This window comes from Tenacibaculum sp. 190524A02b (assembly GCF_964036645.1).
GTDB classification, from domain to species: domain Bacteria; phylum Bacteroidota; class Bacteroidia; order Flavobacteriales; family Flavobacteriaceae; genus Polaribacter; species Polaribacter vairaonense.
The window spans coordinates 2,869,469-2,891,152 of sequence record NZ_OZ038525.1 but is presented as its reverse complement, the minus strand read 5'-3'; the positions used below and the strand labels follow the sequence as shown (position 1 = coordinate 2,891,152).

General features: G+C 31.4%; 16 protein-coding genes and 1 tRNA gene. 12 read left to right on the top strand and 5 right to left on the bottom strand.

What is annotated here, in order from left to right; genetic code table 11:
* Positions 1–3: 3 nt before the first annotated feature.
* The 10 genes from mraY (at position 4) to ABNT65_RS11770 (ending at position 10,859) form a co-directional block, all read left to right on the top strand.
* Positions 4–1,230, top strand: coding sequence for a phospho-N-acetylmuramoyl-pentapeptide-transferase (gene mraY / locus ABNT65_RS11815; RefSeq protein ID WP_348738229.1), 1,227 nt, complete (start codon positions 4–6; stop codon positions 1,228–1,230).
* Entirely contained in the window at positions 1,231–2,565 is a 1,335-nt protein-coding gene (murD, locus tag ABNT65_RS11810; protein WP_348745925.1) for a UDP-N-acetylmuramoyl-L-alanine--D-glutamate ligase, read from the top strand. It abuts the gene before it with no gap.
* 5 nt (positions 2,566–2,570) lie between these two features.
* Positions 2,571–3,761 (top strand): FtsW/RodA/SpoVE family cell cycle protein, encoded by a 1,191-nt coding sequence (locus ABNT65_RS11805; protein WP_348707093.1) that lies wholly within the window; start codon positions 2,571–2,573, stop codon positions 3,759–3,761.
* Entirely contained in the window at positions 3,745–4,839 is a 1,095-nt protein-coding gene (murG, locus tag ABNT65_RS11800) for an undecaprenyldiphospho-muramoylpentapeptide beta-N-acetylglucosaminyltransferase (protein ID WP_348738226.1), read from the top strand. Before ABNT65_RS11805 ends, murG begins: the two co-directional genes overlap by 17 nt.
* 26 nt (positions 4,840–4,865) lie before the next feature.
* Positions 4,866–6,218 carry a UDP-N-acetylmuramate--L-alanine ligase gene (gene murC / locus ABNT65_RS11795; protein WP_348745924.1) on the top strand — a complete coding sequence of 451 codons (1,353 nt, stop codon included), beginning with the start codon at positions 4,866–4,868 and terminating at the stop codon, positions 6,216–6,218.
* On the top strand, positions 6,215–6,955 hold the full coding sequence (locus tag ABNT65_RS11790; protein WP_348707090.1) for a cell division protein FtsQ: 741 nt from the start codon (positions 6,215–6,217) through the stop codon (positions 6,953–6,955). Before murC ends, ABNT65_RS11790 begins: the two co-directional genes overlap by 4 nt.
* The gene (gene ftsA, locus ABNT65_RS11785) at positions 6,942–8,276 is read left to right on the top strand and encodes a cell division protein FtsA (RefSeq protein ID WP_348707089.1); all 1,335 of its coding nucleotides are present in this window, start codon (positions 6,942–6,944) and stop codon (positions 8,274–8,276) included. The genes ABNT65_RS11790 and ftsA overlap by 14 nt, the downstream gene beginning before the upstream one ends.
* A gap of 100 nt (positions 8,277–8,376) precedes the next feature.
* The gene (gene ftsZ, locus ABNT65_RS11780; protein ID WP_348745923.1) at positions 8,377–10,260 is read left to right on the top strand and encodes a cell division protein FtsZ; all 1,884 of its coding nucleotides are present in this window, start codon (positions 8,377–8,379) and stop codon (positions 10,258–10,260) included.
* 66 nt (positions 10,261–10,326) lie between these two features.
* The gene (locus ABNT65_RS11775) at positions 10,327–10,773 is read left to right on the top strand and encodes a GatB/YqeY domain-containing protein (protein ID WP_348745922.1); all 447 of its coding nucleotides are present in this window, start codon (positions 10,327–10,329) and stop codon (positions 10,771–10,773) included.
* A gap of 13 nt (positions 10,774–10,786) precedes the next feature.
* Positions 10,787–10,859 (top strand) — tRNA-Arg (locus ABNT65_RS11770).
* Between the two features lie 365 nt (positions 10,860–11,224).
* On the opposite strand, the gene ABNT65_RS11765 is transcribed toward ABNT65_RS11770, so the two are convergent.
* Entirely contained in the window at positions 11,225–11,569 is a 345-nt protein-coding gene (locus tag ABNT65_RS11765; protein WP_348745921.1) for a hypothetical protein, read from the bottom strand.
* Positions 11,570–12,017: 448 nt separating this feature from the next.
* Between ABNT65_RS11765 and ABNT65_RS11760 the strand changes: the two genes are divergently transcribed.
* A complete protein-coding gene (locus ABNT65_RS11760; protein ID WP_348745920.1) occupies positions 12,018–14,048 on the top strand; it encodes a ComEC/Rec2 family competence protein in 2,031 nt (676 codons plus the stop codon).
* 8 nt (positions 14,049–14,056) lie between these two features.
* Here ABNT65_RS11760 and ABNT65_RS11755 read toward each other — a convergent pair whose 3' ends face one another.
* From ABNT65_RS11755 to ABNT65_RS11740, 4 genes are all read right to left on the bottom strand, one after another.
* Positions 14,057–14,575, bottom strand: a complete 519-nt coding sequence (locus ABNT65_RS11755; RefSeq protein ID WP_348706994.1) for a thioredoxin family protein — start codon at positions 14,573–14,575, stop codon at positions 14,057–14,059.
* A 99-nt stretch (positions 14,576–14,674) separates the two neighbouring features.
* Positions 14,675–16,450 carry a peptide MFS transporter gene (locus ABNT65_RS11750; RefSeq protein WP_348706993.1) on the bottom strand — a complete coding sequence of 592 codons (1,776 nt, stop codon included), beginning with the start codon at positions 16,448–16,450 and terminating at the stop codon, positions 14,675–14,677.
* Between the two features lie 75 nt (positions 16,451–16,525).
* The gene (locus ABNT65_RS11745; RefSeq protein ID WP_348706992.1) at positions 16,526–17,947 is read right to left on the bottom strand and encodes a peptide MFS transporter; all 1,422 of its coding nucleotides are present in this window, start codon (positions 17,945–17,947) and stop codon (positions 16,526–16,528) included.
* A 15-nt stretch (positions 17,948–17,962) separates the two neighbouring features.
* Entirely contained in the window at positions 17,963–20,107 is a 2,145-nt protein-coding gene (locus ABNT65_RS11740; protein ID WP_348706991.1) for a S9 family peptidase, read from the bottom strand.
* A gap of 304 nt (positions 20,108–20,411) precedes the next feature.
* On the opposite strand from ABNT65_RS11740, the gene ABNT65_RS11735 reads away from it, so the two are divergent.
* Positions 20,412–21,683: a hydroxymethylglutaryl-CoA reductase, degradative gene (locus ABNT65_RS11735; RefSeq protein ID WP_348706990.1), complete on the top strand. Its 1,272-nt coding sequence runs from the start codon at positions 20,412–20,414 to the stop codon at positions 21,681–21,683.
* Position 21,684: the final 1 nt, after the last annotated feature.

Below are 21,684 nucleotides of genomic sequence, written 5' to 3'. Positions count from 1 at the left end.
CGAATGTTGTATTATATTTTTCAATACTTAGAAAGTGAGTTTAATTTAACTGGAGCTAGTGTATTTCAGTTTATAACATTCAGGTCTGGTGCAGCCTTTATATTGTCTTTGTTGATTACCATGATTTTTGGGAAACGAATAATTAATTTTCTTAGAAAACAACAGGTAGGAGAAACGATTAGAGATTTAGGTTTAGAAGGACAAAGTCAAAAGGCAGGAACACCAACAATGGGGGGTGTAATTATAATATTAGGAACGTTGGTTCCGGTATTGTTACTAGCAAAACTGGAGAATATTTACATCATTATTCTTTTAATAACCACTCTTTGGATGGGAGTTATTGGTTTTACAGATGATTATATAAAGGTTTTTAAGAAAGATAAGCAGGGTTTAAAAGGAAAATTCAAGGTTTTGGGTCAAGTTGGTTTAGGGGTAATTGTTGGGGCGATGTTGTATTTTCATCCTGATGTTACCATAAAAGAACAACTTCCTTTAGAAGAACAGGTAGTTTCTGAAAACGGCAGAAGAAAAGTTTTTGGAGAGGCTCATAAATCAACAAAAACAACAGTGCCTTTTTTGAAAGATAACGAGTTGGATTATGCAAAAGCATTGAGTTTTCTTGGCGAAAACTATAGAGACTATGGATGGATAATCTTCATATTTGTAACGGTATTTTTGGTTACGGGAATTTCTAATGGAGCAAATTTAACAGATGGAATAGATGGGTTGGCAGCAGGAACTTCAGCTATAATGGTCGTGGCTTTGGCAATATTTGCATGGGTGTCTGGAAATATAATTTTTGCAGATTATTTAGATGTTATGTATATCCCAAATTCTGGTGAAATGACAGTGTTTATTTTCGCATTTGCAGGAGCGTTAATGGGATTCTTATGGTATAATACGTATCCAGCTCAGGTGTTTATGGGAGATACGGGGAGTTTAACTATAGGAGGAATAATTGCAGTAATTGCTATAGCGATAAGAAAAGAATTGTTATTACCTATTCTAGCAGGAATCTTTGTGGCTGAAAACTTATCAGTAATGATACAGGTATCTTACTTTAAGTATACTAAAAAGAAGTATGGAGAAGGGAGGCGAGTTTTTAAAATGTCTCCATTACATCATCATTATCAAAAAAGTGGTTACCATGAAAGTAAGATAGTGAATAGGTTTTGGATTGTAGGTGTTTTGTTAGCAGTATTGGCTATTGTTACCCTAAAATTGAGGTAAATGAAAAAATTGGTTGTGTTAGGTGGTGGTGAAAGCGGTGTAGGAACAGCGCTTTTAGGAAAGCAAAAAGGATGGCGAGTTTTTGTTTCTGATAAAGGAACAATTACAGAAAAATATAAAAAAGTTCTATTACATAATGAAATAGATTTTGAAGAAAATCAGCATACTGAACAAAAGATTTACAATGCAGATGTAGTGATGAAGAGCCCAGGTATTCCTGATAAAGTAGCTTTAATCCAAAAGTTAAAAGAAAAAGGAGTTCCTGTTATTTCAGAAATTGAGTTTGCTAAATCATATACAAAAGCTAGTGTTGTTGGTATAACAGGTTCAAACGGAAAAACTACCACTACTTTGCTTACGCATCATTTGCTTAATAATGCTGGGATAAATGTAGGGGTAGCAGGAAATATTGGAGATAGTTTTGCGCAGCAAGTAGCGGAGCAAGAGTATACTAATTATGTGTTGGAATTAAGCAGTTTTCAATTAGATGGAATTGAGTCGTTTAATTCTCACATAGCTATAATAACTAACATTACGCCTGATCATTTAGATAGGTATGATTACGATTTTGAGAAATACATTGCGTCAAAATTTCGTATAACAAAAAATCAAACTGATAAAGATTATTTGATATATGATGAAGATGATGAGGTTATATGTAATTGGTTAAATAATAATGATGTAAAAGCTCAATTAATGCCTTTTTCAATAGAGAAAGAGCTGAGAAAAGGAGCTTTTCTAAGAGATGACAAAATAATATTAAAAATAAATACAGAGGAAGTTATAATGAGTGTTGCAGACTTAAAGTTACAGGGAAAACATAACACAAAAAATGCAATGGCTGCTGCAATGGCAGCAAGGTTGTTGAAAGTAAGAAAACAAACAATAGCAGAAAGTTTGTCAGACTTTGAAGGTGTAGAACATCGTTTGGAAAATGTATTGAAAATAAATGGAGTTCAATATATAAATGATAGTAAAGCAACTAATGTTAATGCAGCTTATTATGCATTAGAATGTATGGATAGCCCAACAGTTTGGATTGTTGGTGGAGTGGATAAAGGAAATGATTATGAAGATTTATTGCCGTTAGTTAGAGAAAAGGTAAAAGGTATCGTTTGTTTAGGGTTAGATAATCATAAAATTATAAATACATTTCAGAATGTAGTAGATATTCTAGTAGAAACAGCGGGTGCAGAAGAAGCAGTAAAAGTAGCACATAAAATAGCTAAAAAAGGAGATGCGGTATTGTTATCTCCAGCTTGTGCAAGCTTTGATTTGTTTGAGAGTTATGAAGATAGAGGTGTTAAGTTTAAAGAAGCTGTAAGAAATTTGTAATATAAATGAAATCCATTTTCAAACATATAAAAGGAGATAGGGCAATATGGGCAATAGTAACTGTATTGGCAATATTTTCATTTATGCCAGTATACAGTGCAAGTACAAATTTAGTATATGTAGTTGGGAATGGTTCTACAATAGGACACTTAATAAAACATATTGTATTATTAATAACTGGGTTTGCTATAATTTACGCGGTGCATAAGGTTCCTTATAGGTATTTTAGTGGAGGTTCGGTGTTGATGCTGCCTGTTGTTATTTTACTTTTAATATTTACCATAGCTCAAGGAACTGTTATTGAGGGAGCAAATGCTAGTAGATGGATTAGAATTCCATTTGTAGGGATAGGTTTTCAAACGTCTACATTGGCAGGGTTGGTTTTAATGGTATATGTAGCTAGGTATTTAGCTAAAAATAAAGAAAAAGCGATACAATTTAGAGAAAGTTTATTGCAGTTATGGTTACCGGTAGGTATGGTTTTGGTTTTAATACTACCAGCAAACTTTTCTACCACAGCCATATTTTTTAGCATGATTTTATTGTTAGCTTATATTGGAGGATACCCTCTTAAATATATAGGTTATATTTTGGCAATTGGGTTGTTTTCGTTGCTGTTTTTTATTTTGGTAGCAAAAGCTTTTCCAGACGCAATGCCAAATCGTATTAATACTTGGCAAAATAGATTAGAGAATTTTTCAAAGTCAGATGGAGCAGAGGGTTACCAAGTAGAAAAGGCAAAAATAGCCATAGCTACTGGTGGACCAATAGGTAAAGGGCCAGGAAAGAGTGTGCAAAAAAGTTTTTTACCACAATCTTCTTCTGATTTTATTTATGCAATAATTGTAGAAGAGTATGGTTTAGTTGGAGCTTTTTTAGTGGTTTTTATTTATTTTTTACTATTGTTTAGGATTTTAATAACAGTAAAAAAAGCAAATACCATTTTTGGTACACTTATGGTAATAGGAGTAGGGATTCCTATAGTTTTTCAAGCTATGATTAATATGGCTGTTGCAGTAAATATTTTACCAGTTACAGGGCAAACCTTGCCTTTGATAAGTAGTGGAGGTACCTCTATTTGGATGACTTGTTTTGCAATGGGAATGATTTTAAGTGTAAGTGCATCAAAAGATGAAACTGAAGAAACAATATTAGATGATAATCCTTTAGATATTTTACATGAAACAATCGATTAATGTTATCATAAGCGGAGGAGGAACTGGAGGTCATATTTATCCAGCAATAGCTATAGCAAATGAAATAAAACTTCGTTATCCAGAAGCCACTATTTTATTTGTTGGTGCTAAAGATAAAATGGAAATGGAAAAAGTACCTCAGGCAGGTTATGATATTAAAGGGTTGTGGATTTCTGGAATACAAAGGAAGATTACAGTAAAAAATTTAATGTTTCCGTTTAAGTTATTATCAAGCTTATGGAAAGCAAATTCAATAATTAGAAAATTTAAACCAGATGTAGCTGTAGGGACTGGAGGCTTTGCTAGTGGGCCTACATTAATGATGGCTAATAAAAAAGGAATACCAACACTTATTCAAGAACAAAATTCATATCCAGGGATTACTAATAAATTACTAGCAAAAAAAGCACAAAAGATATGTGTTGCTTATGATAATTTGGAACGATTTTTTCCATTAGAAAAGATAGTTAAAACAGGAAATCCTGTAAGGCAAGATTTATTGTTTATTCATACCAAAGAAGAAGAAGGAAAGCAGTTTTTTAAGTTGGATACTAAAAAGAAAACGATACTTGTTTTAGGAGGAAGTTTAGGAGCAAGAAGAGTCAATCAATTAATAGAAGCTGAACTAGAATTTTTTAAAGAGCAAAATATTCAATTGATATGGCAATGTGGAAAGTTATATGTTGATGAGTATAAGAAGTACTCAGAAGTTGAAAATGTGCAAGTACATCAGTTCTTGAATAGAATGGATTTAGCGTATGCAGCGGCGGACTTTATTGTGTCTAGAGCAGGGGCAAGTTCAGTGTCTGAATTGTGTATAGTTGGTAAACCAACCATTTTTATTCCTTCACCCAATGTAGCTGAAGATCATCAAACAAAAAATGCAAAAGCAATTGTAGATAAGCACGGAGCAATACTAATAAAAGAAAATGAGTTAGATACGTTTTCAGTTGTACTAGAGTCGCTTTTAAAAGATAAAGGTAAACAGGAAAGTTTAAGCGAGAATATAAAAGTGTTAGCATTACCAAATGCAACCAATGATATTGTAAATCAAATAGTAAAGATAGTAGCTAATTAAGTATTATTAAAGATGCTAATTTAGGAATGGAATTAAGGAAAATCGAAAATATTTACTTTGTAGGGATAGGAGGAATAGGAATGAGTGCTATTGCTAGATATTTTGCAGTACATGGAAAAAATGTCGCGGGATATGATAAAGTAGCAACACCTATCACAGATGCGTTGTTGCAAATAGATGTGGCAATTCATTTTGAAGATGCAGTTAAAAATATTCCATTATCATTTTTGAATAAGGAAGTTACGGTTGTTGTTTATACACCAGCAATACCTTCTAGTCATCAAGAACTTTCTTATTTTAAGAGTAATGACTATTTGATTTTAAAAAGATCAGAAATTTTAGGAGAGATAACTAAAGATACTTTTTGTTTAGCAGTAGCTGGAACACATGGAAAAACAACTACATCCTCTATTTTAGGACATATAATGCAATCTCAAGGAGGAACTTCATTTCTAGGAGGGATTGCAGAAAATTATAACTCTAATTTGATTCTAGGAGAAAGTGAGGTTTCAGTAGTTGAAGCAGATGAATTTGATCGATCTTTTTTGAAATTATCGCCGGACATAGCTTGTATTACCTCTATGGATGCAGATCATCTTGATATATATGGCGAAGAAGCTTTTTTAGAAGAATCTTTTAGAGATTTTTCGGCAAAGGTTAATGATGTTTTAATTGTAGCAAAAGGGTTGCCGCTTGATGGAATTACATATGCAATAGAAGAAGATGCGGGGTATGAAGCGTATGATGTGCAAATAGTAAATGGAAGCTATTTGTTTAACGTAAAAACACCAACCAAGAAAATTGAAAATTTAACATTTTCATTACCAGGGAGACATAATCTTATGAATGCTTTAGCGGCCCTAGCAATGGCAGATGTATATGGTGTTTCAGAAGAAACAATAAAAGAACAATTAAAAACATTTAAGGGGGTTAAAAGAAGATTTTCTTATAAAATAAAAACAGAGGATGTTGTGTTAATTGATGACTATGCACATCATCCAACAGAAATTAAAGCGGTTGAAGCTTCTGTTAGAGAATTATATCCAGAAGAAGAGGTATTGGCAGTATTTCAGCCACATTTATTTAGTAGAACTCGTGATTTTATTGACGATTTCGCGAAAGAATTATCAAAGTTTGATGAAGTTGTACTATTGGATATTTATCCAGCAAGAGAGTTGCCTATTGAAGGAGTTACTTCTTCATGGTTATTAAATAAAATGACTATAGAAAACAAGCAGCTGGTTAGTAAGGAAAAGATGCTGGAAAAAATTTTAAAAACAGATAAAAAAATAATAGTGATGCTTGGAGCTGGAGATATAGGTTTAATGATAGAGGAAGCAAAAGAAAAGTTAGTTAGAAAATTTAAAGCGAAGGTGTGAAAAAAGTAATAGTTTACATATCATTTATTGTGTTAATGGCGTTTTTGTTCTTTTTATATGGGTTTGCTTCTAAAAGAAACGGACATAAAAAAGTGAAAAACACAGTAGTGGAGTTTAGAGCTGGTGATAATAACTTTCTGACACACAACGCGGTTGATAAATTGTTAATACAAAATGAGGAATTTGTTAAAAACCAAGCAAAAAGAGTAGTAGATTTACACTCTCTAGAAGCCAATGTTTCAGCAAACCCCTATGTTGAAGAAGCAACCGTTTTTTTAACGATTAACGGAGAGTTGAAAACGCTAATAAAGCAGCGTAAAGCTATAGCCCGAATTGTTGATAAAGGTACCTCTTATTATGTTGATAAGTATGGAGTTAAAATGCCTTTGTCTAGCAATTTTTCAGCTCGAGTGCCATTAGTTTTTGGGGTAGAGGGTACTGAAGAAATCAAAGAACTAACTCAGTTAATAGAAATTATTTTAAGTGATGATTTTTTTACAAAAGAAATTATCGCAATTGAAAGAAATGCTCAAAACGAATATGTTTTTACAGTTCGTACAGGCAGCTATAAGGTGGTTTTTGGAAATTTAGAAAAAGCAAAAATCAAGTTTAAAAAGCTAAAAGCTTTTTATAATAAAGCATTATTAGATGGTTCTATAAAAAAGTATAAAACAATAAATGTAAAGTATCACAATCAAGTTGTGTGCACAAAACAAAATCAAGATGGAAAACAATAAAATAGCAGTTGGATTAGATATTGGTACAACCAAGATTGTTGCCATGATTGGACGCAAAAACGAATATGGAAAACTCGAAGTTTTAGGTATAGGAAAAGCGAAAAGTTTAGGTGTAAAACGAGGCGTGGTAAATAACATTACACAAACTATCCAATCCATTCAACAAGCAGTAGATGAAGCACAGAGTGTTTCGGGACAGCAAATAGAAGATGTTGTAGTTGGGATTGCGGGTCAACATATACGAAGTTTACATCACAGTGATTACATCACAAGAGATAAGGCAGATGAGGTAATTGATGATGAGGATATAGAAAGTTTAATAAGTCAGGTTCATAAATTAGTGATGCTGCCTGGAGAAGAAATTATACATGTATTACCACAAGAATATAAAGTAGACAGTCAACCAGAAATAAAGGAGCCAATAGGAATGTATGGAGGAAGACTTGAAGCTAATTTTCACGTTGTGGTTGGGCAAGTATCTTCTATAAGAAATATTGGTAGGTGTGTGAAAAGTGCAGGTTTAGGACTAGCAGATATAACACTGGAGCCTTTAGCATCAGCATCAGCGGTATTAAGTCAGGAAGAAAAAGAAGCAGGGGTTGCGCTAATTGATATAGGTGGAGGTACCACTGATTTGGCCATTTTTAAAGATGGAATCATAAGGCATACCGCTGTAATTCCTTTTGGAGGAAATGTAATTACAGAGGATATAAAAGAAGGATGCTCTATTATAGAAAAACAAGCTGAACTTCTAAAAGTAAAATTTGGTTCGGCATGGCCTGGAGAGAACAAAGAAACTGAGATTGTTTCTATTCCAGGTTTAAGAGGTAGAGAACCTAAGGAAATAACCTTAAAAAATTTATCTAAAATAATACATGCACGTGTACAAGAAATCATTGAGCACGTGTATTTAGAAATAAAAAATTACGGACACGAAACTCAAAAAGGTAAATTAATTGCAGGGATTGTTTTAACAGGAGGAGGCTCACAATTAAAACATTTAAGACAGTTAGTAGAATATATAACGGGTATGGATGTTAGAATAGGGTATCCTAATGAACATTTAGCAGGTGATTCTGATGATGTTTTATCTAGTCCAGCTTACGCAACAGCAGTCGGGTTGTTAATGGAAGGCTTAGATAAACAGGTCAAAGAAGAAGCTGTTGAAGAAATACCTGAAGAACCAGTTTTTGAAAGAAGAATAGAAGAAGAAGTAAAAGAAGAACCAATTGAAGAAAAAGAAATACCGAAACAAAAATCTAAATCATTTTTTGAAAAGTTTACAGAAAGATTCAAGGAATTTTTAGATAATGCAGAGTAAATATTTAAAGATATAGTATTAGTAGTAGTTAAAAAATAACTCCCATTTTTTCCCCTAAAAAAGGAGTTGAAAACCAAATTAAATTAGAAGAAAAGTTATTATGAGCGCAGAATTTGATAACATTTCATTTGACATGCCTAAAACACAGTCAAACGCCATTAAAGTTATTGGTGTAGGTGGGGGAGGTAGCAATGCAGTAAACCACATGTATAGTAAGCAAATTCACGGAGTAGATTTCGTAATTTGTAATACCGATGCCCAGGCATTAGAAAATAGTCCAATACCTAATAAAATACAATTAGGAGCCCATTTAACATCAGGGTTAGGAGCAGGAGCAAATCCTGAAATTGGAGCACAAGCAGCTGCTGAAAGTATTCAAGAAATTCAGCAAATGTTAAGTACACATACCAAAATGGTATTTATTACTGCAGGTATGGGAGGTGGTACCGGGACTGGTGCAGCACCTATCATTGCAAGAATTGCTAAAGATATGGATATATTAACAGTAGGAATTGTTACTATGCCATTTCAGTTTGAAGGAAGAATGCGCTCAAAACAAGCTCAAAAAGGAATAGATGAGTTAAGAAAGAATGTAGATTCTCTAATCGTAATTAATAATAATAAATTACGAGAAGTATACGGGAATTTAGGTTTTAAAGCAGGTTTTTCAAAAGCCGATGAGGTTTTAGCAACAGCAGCTAAAGGGATAGCAGAGGTAATTACGCATCATTATAAGCAAAATATAGATTTACATGATGCTAAAACAGTGCTTTCTGATAGTGGTACTGCAATTATGGGGTCAGCTAAAGAAACAGGAGCTAATAGAGCTAAAAGCGCAATTGTAAAGGCATTAGATTCTCCATTGTTGAATGATAATAAAATTACTGGGGCTAAAAATGTTTTACTACTCATTGTTTCTGGAGCTAACGAAGTTACCTTAGATGAAATAGGAGAAATCAATGATTATATCCAAGAAGAAGCTGGTTATGATGCCAATATTATTATGGGTATTGGTGAAGATGAAAGTTTAGAAGATGGAATTGCAGTAACAGTAGTAGCTACTGGTTTTGCAGCAGATCAACAAGGCAACATAACAAATACAGAAGTAAAGAAAATTGTTCATACTTTAGAAGATGAACAAAAAGCAACGTATACTTTTGATGAGCAAAAGATAAAAAAGGCTCCAGCTATTGATGAACCTTTAACTACTAAGGTAGAGGAAAAAGTAATTCATGTTTTAAAAGACGAGGTAGAAGAAGAACCAAAGTCAAAGCTAGGTATAATACCTACTACTGAAGCAATAAAAAACATTAATGTTGTTTATGACGAAATAGCTATTGAAAGTATTTCAGAAGATGACTTTATAATAACGAATGTTTCCGAAAAGAAAAAAGAGGTCAAAGAGAAGCCTAAGCAGCAATACATTCAGCAGGATTTACTGTTTGACTTGCCTTTGAATTCATATGAAGAAATTAAGCCAGAAGCAACATTAGTAGAAACAACTGAACAGATAAAAAAGATAGATGTACAAGCAGAAGAAATAAAACCTAAGCCTGTAGTACAAGAGGTAAAAAAACGTTATGTTTTAGATGATTTTAGTGCTGAGCCTACCATTGGTAAAAGTTCTACACCTTCAATAAAACATGAAGAAGATGCAGCTTTAAACTTTGAAGTGAAAACAAAAGTTAAGGAGGAAAAGGCTGAAGATTTATCAAATGAAGAAGCTTCGCCTTTAAGTTTTACAATTTCAGAATTGCAAAAAAGAGCGCAAGAAAGAAGAGAGAAAATGAAAGGGTTTAATTATAAGTTTGCTGATCAAGTAAGTAAAAATATAGATGAAATTGAACGTCAACCTGCTTATAAAAGGCTGGGAGTTGATATAGATGCTAATAGAGATATTAGTAAATCTGATACAGCTTTAAATACGGAAAATGATGGTTTAGAGCGTTCTAATAATTCTTTTTTACATGATAATGTAGATTAATAACAAAAAAATAGATAAATTTAAATTCCCGAGAAATCGGGAATTTTTTACGAAATAAATTTAATTATGAGTGTACAACAAGAAGTAATGAGTAAAATGAAGGAGGCTATGAAGTCAAAAGACACCGTAGCTTTAACAGCTTTAAGAGCATTAAAATCGGCATTTATGTTGGCAAATACTGAAAGTGGAGCTGGAGAAATTTCATCTGAAGAAGAGTTAAAGATTGTACAGAAGCAAGTAAAACAAAGAAAAGACAGTGCTCAGGTTTTTCAAGAACAAGGTAGAGAAGATCTAGCTGAACCAGAATTAGCCGAAGCAGCAGTGTTAGAACAGTTTTTACCTGAGGCTTTAAGTGATGAGGTTATTGAGGAAGTTGTAGTTGCGGTTATAGAAGAAATAAACGCAAATGGAATGAAAGACATGGGGAAAGTAATGGGGATAGTTTCTAAGAAATTAGCAGGACAAGCAGATGGAAAAACAATATCTACAATTGTAAAAGCAAAGCTTTCTTAAAGAAAAATATAATGACCTTGTAGTTCAATTGGATAGAACATCAGATTTCGGCTCTGACGATGAGGGTTCGAGTCCTTCCTGGGTCGCTTTTTTAAACTCTTTAGCCTTTATAGTTAAAGAGTTTTTTAGTTTCTAGTCATTTAATCTTCCCGACAAGGCTAGTGTTCGTTTATTGCTATTGAACAATTTAGTTTTTCTAGGATAATAAAGAACGATTGTATACTTAAGTTTTTTTAGAAAGGTTTCTTATTATAATTAAATTTTTTACCACTTAAAACTTCATTTATAAAAGTAAAAAAGCAACAGATTTTAATTCTATTGCTTTCTTTATTTTAAGGGATATATAAAAAAAGGAGGTGTTAATTATGGGCAAAATTAGATAAACCTAATTACTGATTATGTAACAATAGTTACAAAGTGTAATTTTAAAAGACGGAATGAGTACCGGTAGTTATAGTTTATCTATTAATTCTGTGTAGGTTAATTGTTTTTTTAGTTTTATGTCTTTTTTTAATATTTTCCTTCTTTGTGAAAGATATTCAAAGAAACCAAAGTTTGGAGAGATATAATATATAGAAAAACATACTTCATTATCTATTTTAATGTAATTATTATAAGGGTCAATAATGTATTGACTGTCAAAATCTATTAATCTGTTTTTTTCTAAATATTTATTACGTAATTGTTTTTCAATTTCTCTTTGGTTTCTTAAAGAAGGGAATAAATATTTGAAAAAAACCAACTTGTTTTTAAAGAAGTGTAGTTCTACAACGATTTTATAAGTGCCAATTTTCATCTTATAAAAAAGTATATTACAAAACTTTTGAGCTTTAACGATTGAAAATGAAGCGTGCAAATCCCTTTTAACACTGTTCAAAGTACAACCGAAGTTAATACAAGCAGTGTGGTTTATTTTTTTATCCGTAGTAATTGGGCAACTTTTTTTAGACAACCTGTCAAATAAAGTGATATATGCATTTATATCTCTGTATTTGGTAATAGATCGGTTATAGTAGTTGCTATAATACTTTTTAGTATGTAATAATTCGACTAATTTCTTTTGGATCAGTAGCATATTAATGTTTTTTAATTAATAACTCATCACCCCCGCTGAAATCATATGCCTGACTTAAATATAGTGATTTTTTTTGATTTTTTTAGTTAAAAAATTGATTTATAGTTTGTTTTTAGAGGTCGGATATTTAACATAGACTTTAAATAACTTTTTGTAGCTTTACCATGCTATGAAAAATTTACTTAAATACCCACCATTTTACTTCTTAATATCATTAATAATTGGAATTTTTTTACAGTTTTATTATCAGGTTTGGAAATGTGATTTTGTATATGTAATTAGTATTCAAATAATATTTTTAATTCTACTACTTATAACAAAAAACTTTCAAAATGGTAATGCAGGATTTGTATCTAATTTGTTGTTTTTTGTTAATCTAGGAAGTGTGATTACTTATATTCAAAACCCTCAAAATCATGATAATTATTTTGATAACTTTTCAAAGAATAAAAGGGAAGTTGTTTTAAAAATTAATAAAAAATTAAATAGTAATAAATACTCTAATAATTATAAAGCTGAAGTCGTAAAGGTTGATGGAAAAAAAACTAAAGGATTTCTACTTTTGAGTGTATATAAAAAAGTATTAAAAGACGAGTTTGAAGTTGATGATAATGTAGTAGTATTTCATCCGGATATAAATGGACTGAAAAGAATTAATAATTTGGGGCAATTTGACTATAGAAGTTTTTTAGCTAAAAAATATATTTATCATACACTTTATTTAAATAAGGATGAATTTAAAGTATTAAATTCTGATAAAAGAACATTATTTGGGTTAGCTAGTCTAGTTCGAAGTAGCGTTAAAACTTCATTAGAAAATCAAGGATTTTCAAATGAAGTTTTAGCTATAATGAGTGCTTTATTTTTAGGAGATAAAAATGATATTAATAAACAGTTATTAGAGCAATATAAAAACGCTGGAGCTATTCATTTATTAGCTATTTCAGGATTGCATATTGGAGTTTTATTATTATTGTTTTCATTGGTATTAAAGCCTTTGCTATTTTTTAAGTACGGAAGAATATATAAAGGAGTTTTATTGGTACTTATGCTTTGGAGTTTTGCTTTTATAGCTGGTTTATCAGCTTCAGTAGTAAGAGCAGTAACAATGTTTACATTTATAACTATAGGAGAATCGTTTAAGAGTAGAAAGGTTACAGAACATGTATTGATAAGTTCTATGTTTTTTCTTTTATTAATAAAACCAATGTTCGTCTTTAGTGTAGGGTTTCAATTGAGTTACCTGGCAGTTTTTGGCATTGTTTGGATACAACCAAAAATTTATCAGGTGTTTAGTAGTAGAATTTTAGTTATTGATAAATTATGGAAGTTGATTACGGTATCTATAGCTGCACAAGTAGCTGTTTTACCATTGAGTTTGTATTATTTTCATCAGTTCCCTAGTTTGTTTTTGTTATCTAGTTTGTTTATAATTCCATTTCTGGAAGTTATTTTAGGGCTAGGGTTAGTTGTAATTCTTCTATCAATATTTAACGCTTCACCTTCATTTTTAATTGATAGTTACAGCTTTATAATAACTAAAATGAACGCTATAATAGAGAAAATAGCTTCTCAAGATCAATTTTTAATTACAGGTATTTCTATGTCTTTATTAAAAACAATTCTTTGGTACCTACTTCTAATAATGCTATTTCAATTATTTAAAAAGAGAGTTTTTAAAAATGTAATTTGGGTGTTGTTAATCATGATGTTGATTCAAGGACAATATATTTTAGAAAAATATATAAGAGATCAGAAGCAAGAGTTAATCATTTTTAATAAAAGAAAAGAGACTATTATAGGAGTTAGAAAGGCTCATCAAATAACAATATTTCATTCGTTAGATAGCTTAAAAATTAGAAAAGAAAAAGGGATAAATGGATATGCTAGAAAAGAAGATATAAAAATAGAGATAAAAAATAAACTTCCTTTATTTTATGTAATGAAAGGAGAGAGGTTTGTTGTAATAGATAAAAGTGGAGTTTATGATGAAAAGTTTCTAAACAGAAATAATCCTATTATTTTACTTAGAAACTCTCCAAAAATTAATTTATCAAGATTACTAAATATTACAAAACCTAAACTTATAATAGCTGATGGAAGTAGTTATTATAGCTATGTGGAAAGATGGAGAAAGACTTGTGAAAAAGAAAAAGTACCATTTTGGCATACAGCTCAAAACGGTACTTTTAAATATTAAATTTTAGCTTAAATAGAACTTTTAAAATTCTTTTCAAAATCTTTCCAACTGGACTTTTTATAGTTTTCTTTGTTGAAAAAAGCTAATATTTTTTCAAAACGCTCTTTGGTTAAATACCCAGGAACATTTTGTAATAATTGACGATCTTTATTTAAAAATGCAGTTGAAGGATAACTAAGCCTGCCTTTCATTATAACTGCAGCAAGCTCATGATAACCTCTTCTTCCTTGGGCTTTATAGGTGAAGGTTTTTCCTTGATAGACAATGTCTTTTCTCTCTTCTCCATTTAATTTTACAGGATAGTAATTTTCATTAATATAATTAGAAATAACCTCGTGTTTATAGGTGGTTTTATCCATTTTCTTGCACCAACCACACCAATCTGTATAAATATCTATTAAAATAGGTTTAGGATCTTCTTTACTCTTCTCCATGGCTTCTTCAAAAGTTAACCAATTAACCTCGGTTTGTGCCTGAATACCAAAGGTAGTTGCAAATACAATTGCTAATATTATTAATGTTCTCATACTCATATAGTCTCAATAACTATTCCAAATTTACAAAAAAAACCTGTTAATGTTTTTAAATTAACAGGTTATCTTATTTTATAAACTTTTTTATTAGAGTTATTTTACTCCGTGCATAAGTTTTTTAATAACAGGGTTCAATGCTAGAATAGCTAAACCAGCAATGGTTGGAACAATTGTAAAAATTAAAAAGAAAGTAGATAAACTGTACTGGTGTGTAATATTTTCTATTTGACCACCAATTACCGCGGCTAATTTATTACCTATAGCAATGGCTAAATACCACATTCCAAACATAAGTGCAATCATTCTAGCTGGAACTAGTTTCGAAACATATGAAAGTCCAACTGGAGATAAACAAAGTTCTCCTAAAGTATGGAATAAATAAGCCAAAATTAGCCAAATCATACTTACTTTAACACCTTCGGTAATTCCGTAAGCTCCAAAAGCTAGCAAGCCAAAACCTATAGCCATTATAATAAGCCCTAAAGCATATTTTCCTGTAGCAGAAGGATTGTATTTACTTTCCCACCATTTAGAAAAGAAGGAAGCAAAAGCAATAATAAAGAATGAATTTAATATTGAGAACCAAGAAGCAGTGATTTCAGAAATGTCAGAAGAAAACTCTCTCATTAACATCCATCCAGCAATTCCCCACATAATTAGAAAACAAATTACTAATACAATATTTGAACCAGGTATTTTATTGAATGTTTTTTTCCAAAGTAAGAATAAAACATAAGTAATAATACCTAAAGGAATAACAGTTAAAAGTGTGTTGGTTATATTGAATAATAAGGCAGAATTACCAGTTAATACTCTATCTACGTTATCTCTAGCAAAAATGATTAAAGATGAAGCTCCTTGTTCAAAGCACATCCAGAAAAAAACCGTAAAAAAAGCAAAAATGATAAAAGCAATCATTTTGTCTCGAACCACTTTAGTATAACGACTAATCCTACTAATTACCAGATATAAAAATACACCAAGAGCAAATAGAACAGCTACATATTGTCCTTCTAATTCACCTATTTTTAAAGCAGCGAACATATCTATTCCTCCAATTTTAGATAAAGGATCATTAAAAGCATATCCAATACCAAGAATAGCAGATATAGCAATTAATATTTTATCTATTTGAGTAAATGGATTTAATGGTTCTTCATTTCCATCGATACTTTCTTTAGGAGATTCTTCATTAATGTTTTGAGGAATTTCAACTTCAACAACTTTAGATGGTTTAGCACCAATACTACCAAATAAATCACCAGCTAACCAAAACTGAATAGTACCTAGTAGCATAAAAATTCCAGCTAAACCAAATCCGTATGCCCATCCAACTTTTTCAGCTAAATATCCACAAAGTAACATTCCGAAGAAAGCACCAGAGTTAACTCCCATATAAAAAATAGTATAAGCACCATCTTTCTTTTCTGGATTTTCTTTATACATTTCTGAAATAGTGGAGGTAATGTTAGGTTTAAAAAAACCAGTACCTATTACTAATAAAGCAAGTCCTCCATATAAAGAAAACTCTGTTTCTAATGCCATAGAAGCATGTCCTAAGGTCATAATTAAAGATCCAATAACTATAGCCCACCTATATCCTGTAATTTTATCTGCGATAATACCACCCAAAATAGGCGTCACGTATAATAGCATAGCATAGGTTCCAAATAATGCATTTGCATTTTCGGCAGACCATTCCCAACCAGGGTTTGCTCCAATAGCTGCTGTAGTTAAAAAGTTTACCAATAATACACGCATTCCATAAAAGGAAAAACGTTCCCACATTTCTGTAAAGAATAATACGAACAATCCTGCTGGATGCCCAAGAACTTTGTCTTTAAAGAGGTTTTTAATGTCTGTACTCATTTGTTATGTAGTTTATAAACAAAACAAAACCTCACATTAAATTTTAGTATGTGAGGCATGTTTGTATAGTGTATATTAATTATCTGCTAATTCAAATCCTTCTGCTTCTTCGTTTGAGGTACCTTTAATATTTTCGGCTCCATGAGTTAGTCGTTTTAATGGTTTTAAAATCAATAAAATTAAAATACCAAATAATGTGCAAAAAACCGCTATTCCTGTGAAAACTTGAAATTCACCAGCTCCTTCTGATAGTTCTCCTACAAAACCAGCAACTTTGTTACCTAACCCTGTAGCAGCAAAATAAGCTCCCATCATGAATGAAGCATATTTTAATGGAGCTAGTTTTGTGATAAAAGATAAAGCTACTGGAGAAGCACATAATTCTCCAATTGTATGAAATAGATATGCTAATACAAGCCATATCATAGCAGATTTTTCCACTACCTCATTTCCGTTCATTACCACTTCAGTACTTGCTTTACTCATAAAGAAAAAGCCTAAAGCCATAATAATTACACCAATAGCCATTTTGAATAAAGAAGAAGATTCTTTACCTTTTCTTCCCCAGTTATACCAAAAGCCACCAATTAATCCACCAAAAATAATTATGAAAAAAGCATTTATAGATTGGAAAACAGCAGCAGGAACTTCATTTCCTATAAGAGGTAAGGAGAAAGAAAGCATTCTATTTGTTTTTTGTTCAGTATATAAACTCATTAAACCTCCAGCTTGTTCAAAAGCTCCCCAGAAAACTATAATTATTAAAAATGATAAAAACATTACTGTCATTCTATCCTTTTCAACTGGAGTTAAAGGTTTTTTCATTAGTTCTTTATCTGGTGAATCTGTTTTACCTAAAAATTCACCTACACCTTCTAAGTATTTTAACCCATACATGTATACGATTTGACCTAAAGCCATTCCTATTCCAGCTAAGCCAAATCCATAATGCCAGCCATATTTAGCAGCGACTGCACCAACGATTAAAGCGCCTAAAAAGGCACCTAAATTTATACCTATATAAAATATATAAAAACCTTTATCTCTTCTGTCATCTCCCTGTTTGTATAAACCACCAACCATAGTAGAAATATTAGGTTTTAGAAAACCAACACCTATTACAATTAGTACTAAACCAGAGAAAAAAGCCCATTGAGCATCTATGGCTAAAATTCCATGTCCAGCACATAATAGCAAACCTCCTAGCATAACAGCTTTCTTTTGACCAATAAACTTATCTGCTATCCATCCTCCAGGAATTGAAGTTAAATAAACAAACATGGTGTATGTTCCATAAAAGGATAATGTTTCAGCGTTTGTCCATCCATATCCAGATTGCGGATCTCCTAGGATTACTGGAGCAGCTAAAAATAATGTTAAAATAGCTCTCATACCGTAATATGAAAATCGTTCCCACATTTCTACGAAAAATAAAACATATAGTCCTTTTGGATGCCCCCAAAGCTCACCGTGGTTTACTTCTTTTACTGTATTCATTTTACTATGATTTAGTTATAGATTGTTTTGTATGAAGTTTGTCATTTTAGTATACAGGTGTAAACGAGTGTTACCACCATAAATACCATGGTTTTTGTCAGGATAGAAAGCCCAATCGAATTGCTTATTAGCTTGAATTAAAGCTTCAGCCATTCTTGTAGCATTTTGTACATGTACATTATCATCACCTGTACCATGTACTAATAGATATTTTCCTTTTAACAATTCAGGGTAGTTTAAAGGTGAATTATCATCATAGCCATTAGGATTTTCTTCTGGAGTACGCATATAGCGTTCGGTATAAATAGTGTCGTAAAAACGCCAAGTAGTAACAGGTGCTACAGCAATTGCAGTAGAAAACACATCATTTCCTTTTAATAAACAATTAGTACTCATATGACCACCAAAAGACCATCCCCAAATACCAATTCTCTTAGCATCTACATAATTACGTTTAGCCAATTCTTTTGCTACAGCAATTTGATCTTCAGTTTCGTGTTTAACTAAATTTAAATAGGTGATTTTTTTAAAGTCTCTACCCTTAAAACCAGTTCCTCTACCATCAACGCAAACTATAATATAACCTTTTTGAGCTAACATTTGATGCCAGTAATCATTTGAACTGTTCCAACTATTGGCAACACTTTGTGAGCCTGGACCAGAGTATTGATACATTAAAACAGGATATTTTTTTGAAGTATCAAAATTAGCTGGCTTAATCATAAACATATTTAAGTCATTACCATTAATGTTAATGGTAGAAAATTCCTTTTTACTTAAGTTATAATTAGTAATCGTAGCTTTTAGAGCTTTGTTGTCTTTTATAGTTTTTAATACTTTTCCTTTGCTATTTCTTAAGGTATACAATGGAGGTGTATTTGCATCAGAAAATGTATTGATAAAATAATGCATGTTCTTACTAAAAGAACCTCTATTTGTTCCCTTTGAATTACTTAAAGTTTTTTTGTTTTTCCCGTCTAAAGAAATGCTATAAACACCTCTATTAATAGAACCATTTTCTACAGATTGGTAATAAATTTCTTTTTTCTCAGAATCAAAACCATAGTAAGAGGTAACATCCCAGTTTCCTTTCGTAATTTGGTTAATTAATTCTCCTTTATTATTGTAGTGATAGATGTGATTATACCCATCTTTTTCGCTAGTCCATATAAAGCTATTATCATTTAAAAAAGTTAAATCATCAGTAACATCAACATAAGCTACGTCTTTTTCATTTAAAACCAAATTACTATCATATGTGTTGGCATTAACAAAATACATTTTTAAATCATTTTGATGACGATTTAATGTTCTTACAGCTAATAAATTTCCTTCATTAGTCCAGTTAATTCTTGGAATATATTCGTAATCTCCAACCCTTATTTCCGCAGTTTTATTAGTGTCAAAAGAAAAAATGTTTAAAGTTACTTTAGCATTATCTTCTCCTGCTTTTGGATATTTAAAAACATGTTGAGATGGATATTTATCAGTACCATATACATCCATAGAGAATGTTTTTACGTTGCTTTCATCAAAACGTAAAAAAGCCAAGTGTTTACTGTCTTTACTCCATTCAAAAGCTCTTACAAAAGCAAATTCTTCCTCATAAACCCAATCGGTAATACCGTTTATAATTTTGTTTTTTTCACCATTACTAGTTATTTGATAAACGGCATAGTTTACAAGATTTTTAATAAATAAATTATTGTTTTTAGCATAGGCTATTTTTTTACTGTCAGGAGAAAAAGTAGGTTCTTGAATATCTTCGCCTATTAACTCTAACGATTTCGAAGCAATATCGTAAACATAATAGGTACCTAAAAAAGAACGACGAAAAATTGGTTTAAACTGGGTGCCTAATATCAATTTGGTTTCGTCGTTATTGAAAGTGTATGATTGAAAAGAAGATAATTCTTTTAAATCTTTGCTATTTACAATAGTAGCAACTTTTTCTAAAGTTTCGTAACTATACTTATCTACAGTAGTGCCTCCGTTGTTGTAATTGAGTAAAGAATAAAAATCGCCATTCATAGAGTTTAAAGAATTCATGTAATCTGCTCTGAACGTACCTTTTTTCCATATATCTTCTAAAGAAATGTCTTTTTTTTGAGCTTGCATTAAGGATGCAAATCCAATAAAAAATAGTAACATTTTTTTCATATGTAGTTGTTGTTTAAGTGAAAAGTTTGCCAAGTTTACGGAAAATTCGTTAATTTTTAGGTTAAAAAGCTTACAAATATTGAGACGAATTTACCTACAATGAAGGAAGGTTGCTTTTTAAAGTGTTGATATATAGTTAAAAGCGAGTGTTGCTGTATGTTTTTCATAACGAAACATTAATTGGCTGAATAGAGGTTGAGGTTATTAAATACTAAATTAGAAAACGTTTTTTAGACTAATTCCTTAGTTTGTTAATTAATTCTAAGTTTCCTGTATCTTTGACACCGTTAAAACAATATTAAGGATGCCTAAAGTAATTGCTGGATTTTCTAAATTAACAAAGCAAGAAAAAATTGATTGGTTAGCAGAGAATTTTTTTAATAATCAAGAAGAGATTATTAATACTATAAAACAATATTGGAATGTTGATGAAGCACTGCAACAATTGCATGATGATTTTATAGAAAATACCATTACTAACTTTTATATGCCTTACGGTATAGCCCCTAACTTTATTATTAACGGTAAAGAAATGGTAATTCCAATGGTTGTAGAAGAAAGTTCTGTAGTAGCAGCAGCCTCATTAGTAGCTAAGTTTTGGAGTACAAGAGGAGGATTTAAGACCAAAGTTAGGGCTACTACTAAAATAGGTCAAGTACATTTTATGTATGAAGGAAGCAAGCAGGAGTTGGCAAAATATTTTGAAGAACAAAAGCCTAAACTTCTTGAGGCTACCGCCTCTATAACAAGGAATATGGAAAAGAGAGGTGGTGGAATTTTAGATGTTCAGTTAGTTGATAAGACTCAGGATTTAGAAAATTATTATCAGATACATGTAACTTTTGAAACCAAAGATTCTATGGGAGCTAATTTTATTAACTCTTGTTTAGAAGCAATGGCAAACGAGTTTAAGCGTGATGACATAGAGATAGTAATGAGTATCTTATCAAATTATGTTCCTGAGTGTTTAGTTAGAGCAGAAGTTTCATGTAAAGTAGAAGATTTAGGAGGAGATAATCCAAGAGAGTTTGCAAAGAAGTTTGAACAAGCTGTTAAAATAGCAGAAATTGAACCTTATAGGGCTGTAACACATAATAAAGGTATTATGAATGGAATTGATGCTGTTGTTTTAGCGACTGGTAATGATTTTAGGGCAATTGAAGCTGGTGCACATGCTTATGCATCTAAAGAAGGGAAGTATAAAAGCTTAACACATTGTGAGGTAAAAGATGATGTTTTTAAGTTTTGGATTGAAATTCCTTTAGCAGTAGGAACTGTAGGTGGTTTAACAGCATTACATCCTATGGCTAAGTTGTCTTTGGATATGATGGGAAGACCTTCAGCTCCTGAGTTAATGGAAATTATGGCTACAGCAGGATTGGCACAAAATTTTGCAGCATTGAGAGCTTTGACAACGAAAGGAATTCAACATGGTCATATGAAAATGCACCTTATGAATATCTTAAATCAATTAGGAGCCTCTTCTGAAGAAAAAAACACAATAGCTAAAAAGTTTGAAAATAAAACAGTTTCTCATAGTGCAGTAGTAGAAGCTTTTAATGAGTTAAAAAAATAAA

What these genes read in the sequence shown, in the direction of transcription:
- ftsA (WP_348707089.1), top strand. Translation starts at nt 6,942, where the DNA reads ATGGAAAACAATAAAATAGCAGTTGGATTAGATATTGGTACAACCAAG.
- murG (WP_348738226.1), top strand. Translation starts at nt 3,745, where the DNA reads ATGAAACAATCGATTAATGTTATCATAAGCGGAGGAGGAACTGGAGGT.
- ABNT65_RS11745 (WP_348706992.1), bottom strand. Translation starts at nt 17,947, where the DNA reads ATGAATACAGTAAAAGAAGTAAACCACGGTGAGCTTTGGGGGCATCCA.
- ABNT65_RS11805 (WP_348707093.1), top strand. Translation starts at nt 2,571, where the DNA reads ATGAAATCCATTTTCAAACATATAAAAGGAGATAGGGCAATATGGGCA.
- ftsZ (WP_348745923.1), top strand. Translation starts at nt 8,377, where the DNA reads ATGAGCGCAGAATTTGATAACATTTCATTTGACATGCCTAAAACACAG.
- ABNT65_RS11735 (WP_348706990.1), top strand. Translation starts at nt 20,412, where the DNA reads ATGCCTAAAGTAATTGCTGGATTTTCTAAATTAACAAAGCAAGAAAAA.
- ABNT65_RS11760 (WP_348745920.1), top strand. Translation starts at nt 12,018, where the DNA reads ATGAAAAATTTACTTAAATACCCACCATTTTACTTCTTAATATCATTA.
- mraY (WP_348738229.1), top strand. Translation starts at nt 4, where the DNA reads ATGTTGTATTATATTTTTCAATACTTAGAAAGTGAGTTTAATTTAACT.
- ABNT65_RS11750 (WP_348706993.1), bottom strand. Translation starts at nt 16,450, where the DNA reads ATGAGTACAGACATTAAAAACCTCTTTAAAGACAAAGTTCTTGGGCAT.
- murD (WP_348745925.1), top strand. Translation starts at nt 1,231, where the DNA reads ATGAAAAAATTGGTTGTGTTAGGTGGTGGTGAAAGCGGTGTAGGAACA.
- ABNT65_RS11755 (WP_348706994.1), bottom strand. Translation starts at nt 14,575, where the DNA reads ATGAGAACATTAATAATATTAGCAATTGTATTTGCAACTACCTTTGGT.
- ABNT65_RS11765 (WP_348745921.1), bottom strand. Translation starts at nt 11,569, where the DNA reads ATGAAAATTGGCACTTATAAAATCGTTGTAGAACTACACTTCTTTAAA.
- ABNT65_RS11740 (WP_348706991.1), bottom strand. Translation starts at nt 20,107, where the DNA reads ATGAAAAAAATGTTACTATTTTTTATTGGATTTGCATCCTTAATGCAA.
- ABNT65_RS11775 (WP_348745922.1), top strand. Translation starts at nt 10,327, where the DNA reads ATGAGTGTACAACAAGAAGTAATGAGTAAAATGAAGGAGGCTATGAAG.
- murC (WP_348745924.1), top strand. Translation starts at nt 4,866, where the DNA reads ATGGAATTAAGGAAAATCGAAAATATTTACTTTGTAGGGATAGGAGGA.